We start from the raw sequence: 3,282 nt of genomic DNA, 5'->3' as shown, positions 1-3,282 counted from the left end.
CGTGTGCCTTCGTGTGTTTCGCCCGATACGGTCCAGCTGGCATGCAGAGCCTGTATCCGCGAGTCGATACTGTTCAATCCGAATCCTTTTTTCGGGTTGTTCGCCAGTCCGATGCCATTGTCCTGAACCGTTAGCCGCAAGGCAGTTGTATTCGTTTGTTCCAGACAAATGATCGCTGCCGAGGCTTTAGCATGTTTCAGAATATTGGTGCAAAGCTCCAGACAGATGCTGTATACTTCAAACGCGATGTTCGGCGCGACCGGCGGGAGGGTATCCGGCAATTGCAGCGTAAACGCCACCTGCTTATTCCGGTTAAGTTTCTCTACAAGGCTTGTTAGGGCCGGCACCAGCCCATGCTGCGCCAGTTCGTCGGGCAGCAGATTATGCGACAGCAACCGGACATCCGCATATGCTTTGCTGACCTGCTGTTGCAGGCTGTTCCAGATGGCCTGTTCGGGTGTTGACAGTTTTTTATGATCAATGGCTTCGATACTCCATTGCAACGACGACAAAGCCGAACCGAGGTTATCGTGCAGATCGGCCGCAACCCGTTTCCGTTCAATGGACTGACCTTTGACTAATGCCGCCTGTAATTCCGTATTCTTCTGATTCAGGAGCCGGTTCCGCCAGAGCAGCCCCGCCAGTAACAACATAATCAGCCCTGCGGCAACGCTCCCCCATAGTTGATTGCGGGCGGTTTTCTGTTCTTCGCGGGTTAGCTGCACATTCGTTTCGGCCTGTTGTTTTTCAAGCTTAAGCCGTTGGATATTGGCTATTTGTACCTGAGACTGCTGGGTTAGCTTTGCTTCCTTCAATAATTGCTGAACGCGCTGGGTAGCCAGTAACTGCCGGTTCATCCGGAGGTCATGATCCGATTGTGCCTTTTGCCGGGAAGATTGTTCAAGCAGTACCTGTTTCTCCAGTAGTTGCCGACGCTGCCGCTCGATTTCGGTCTGTTTTTTTTCGTTATCATACTTCTGCTGCACGTCCGCAATCTGCCGGGCATCCTCCTGTTTCGATATCGAGTCAGATAAAGCCCTGGCCAGTTCTGCGTGCCGGAGCGCTTTGTCAAACTGCTGCTGCGATTTATAGGCCCATTGCAGGTGCCGGTGGAAGGATAGCTGCCGGCCGAGGTTGTTGAGCTTTTGACCGAACTTAAGCCCTTCGGTCGCATACCGGATTACCTCATCAGGATTGGTATAGGGCTGGTTGCTATAGGTTTGGCAGAAGGCTTCGAGCAGGCTGAAGTGTATGCCGGTATTGGTTGACGGATGTCGCCTGAAAAAATCATAAATGATCAGCCGCCGCCGCAGGGATTCCTGCGGGTTGGTTTTCGACAGCAGATTGGCCATATTATACTCAATGTTGTAAATCTGGCTTGAATCCCGCTTAAGGGTGACCATCATGTCCCTGACTTTTTCAAAATACGTTAGAGCCTTATCTGGCTGGCTGGTCATGGCGTAGTAAATGCCAAAGCTGTTATTGGCCTGGATAATGCCCGTCTGGTTTTTCGTCTGTTGAAAAACGTCGAGTGCCCGTTCGGCGTAGCGTAATACTTCGGGGGGGTATTTATTGTTTGATTGCAGGCGGACAAGATCCCAGAGTGCAATGTTTACATTACCGGTTTCGTTCAGGTCGTTCAGCTCCTCGTAGATACGGAGCGCCTTCATTTGATTATCGAAGCGGACTCCATAAGCCGCCGAATACACACCGAGCGCCTGATAGCAGGCTGCTTCCAGCCGCTTATTCTTCATTTTCAGCGCTATTTGTAATCCTTTATCGATAGCCAGCAAACAGGAGTCCCGTTTCATGGTTCCATAGGTTGCGGCTGTTGCCAGGTACGTTCGCACGGCCAGGGAGTCCGATTTGACAGTGGCCGGTTTCTGGGCAACCGTTGCTAATGCCGTCAGGCAGGCAGTCAGGATACAGAGCAGGTACTTAGCCATGAGGTTTGCAGATTAGATGGTCTAATCAACTCTTTTTTACTAAAACCGGCAATATTGTTACCTGAAAATCATGGTTTACCATGAGAAAAAGGTTTGTGTGTTGTCAGAATCATGGTTTTCCATGAGGCAAAATCATGTAAAACCATGAGGGCATCTGCGCCCCTGATCTATCATCTTTGTCAGGCTACTTCTCTGCTTTATCTATGACACAGTTAAAACTTACCCGGCGGGAACAGGAGGTTTTGCGGCTGATTTTTAAAGAAATGACAACTATGCAGATTGCTGAAGAACTGGGTATTAAAGTGTCGACCGTCGAGACCCATCGCCGCAATCTGTTCAGGAAGGCAGGCGTCCGCAGTTCCATCGGTCTGGTGAAGGAAGCGCTCCGACAAGGCTTTTAGCTGATCTGAAACCTGATTATGAAACGTTCCGGCCATTTTTCAGGAGCAGGACGTATAGATAGGTACGTTATATCAGGAAGCCCCGGACAGCAGTAGCTTTGTGGGTCTACCCAATGCTGTTAATTAAAAGAAAGGGTCTGTACAACAAACTACGATTCACCACTTAACTCAATCTACATGATCTGTTTAATTCGCTTCGTACTTGGTATAGCTACGCTCATGCTGGGGCTATATGGAACCGGCTTTTCCCAGATTGGTATGGGGGGAAGGCCCCATCCATCGGCTGTCCTGGACTTGAAGAGCCCCGGTAATAACCAGGGTCTGCTGATTCCCCGATTAACCTCGGCGCAGCGTAAAGCCATCACCTCTCCTGCGGTAGGCTTACTGGTTTATGATCTGGACCGGGGTACGCTCTACTTATATGATGGCCAGTATTGGCTGCCATTGGCGACTAGTACTAATGACGGGCAATCGCTGGTTGATCGGTTTGCAAGCGATGGAAACAGAGGTGATTTGTTTGGTATGTCTGTGGCTATATCGGGAAATTATGCTGTAGTAGGGGCTCCCTATAAAAATAGTAAAGGTAAAGTGTATGTATATCAGCGTGTTGGTGGTACATGGGTTGAAAAGCAGCAGCTCGAGATTCCGGCATTCAAACCAGGGGATAATTTTGGGTATAGCGTGGCAATTTCTTCCGGGTATATTGTAGTCGGCAATCGTTCCCTGCTGATTTCGGGTGTAGCTGAGGGAAGTCAGGGGGCCGCATATGTCTACGGACTAGCCCTCGGAAACTGGATGCTATTGGCGACGTTGACACCGACCGACGGTGAATTCTTTGATGACTTCGGAGCCAGCGTAGCCGTTTACGACAACCAGATTATCGTTGGGGCCCCGCACCATACCAATGGAAGCGGAAACTGGCAGGGAGCGGTTTA

At 50.1% G+C, this 3,282-nt stretch carries 3 protein-coding genes; 2 read left to right on the top strand and 1 reads right to left on the bottom strand.

Going from position 1 to position 3,282, the window contains the following annotated elements; genetic code table 11:
• Nucleotides 1-1,946: sensor histidine kinase (locus BLX24_RS29705; protein ID WP_071506838.1), on the bottom strand; the 1,946-nt coding region annotated here is incomplete at its 3' end.
• 203 nt (nucleotides 1,947-2,149) lie between these two features.
• Between BLX24_RS29705 and BLX24_RS29700 the strand changes: the two genes are divergently transcribed.
• Both BLX24_RS29700 and BLX24_RS29695 read left to right on the top strand, forming a co-directional pair.
• Complete coding sequence (locus BLX24_RS29700; RefSeq protein WP_071506837.1) at nucleotides 2,150-2,347, top strand: response regulator transcription factor; 198 nt, start codon at nucleotides 2,150-2,152, stop codon at nucleotides 2,345-2,347.
• A gap of 177 nt (nucleotides 2,348-2,524) precedes the next feature.
• On the top strand, nucleotides 2,525-3,282 hold a 758-nt coding region (locus BLX24_RS29695), incomplete at its 3' end, for a phage tail-like protein (protein WP_218160733.1).

Source organism: Arsenicibacter rosenii, from assembly GCF_001870735.1.
In the GTDB taxonomy this organism is placed as follows: Bacteria; Bacteroidota; Bacteroidia; order Cytophagales; family Spirosomataceae; genus Arsenicibacter; species Arsenicibacter rosenii.
The sequence above is the reverse complement of the archived record's forward strand: the minus strand, read 5'-3'. Positions and strand labels throughout refer to the sequence as shown.

Bases quoted from the DNA above. Each gene is read 5' to 3' on its own strand.
- BLX24_RS29700 (WP_071506837.1), top strand. From the start codon at position 2,150: ATGACACAGTTAAAACTTACCCGGCGGGAACAGGAGGTTTTGCGGCTG.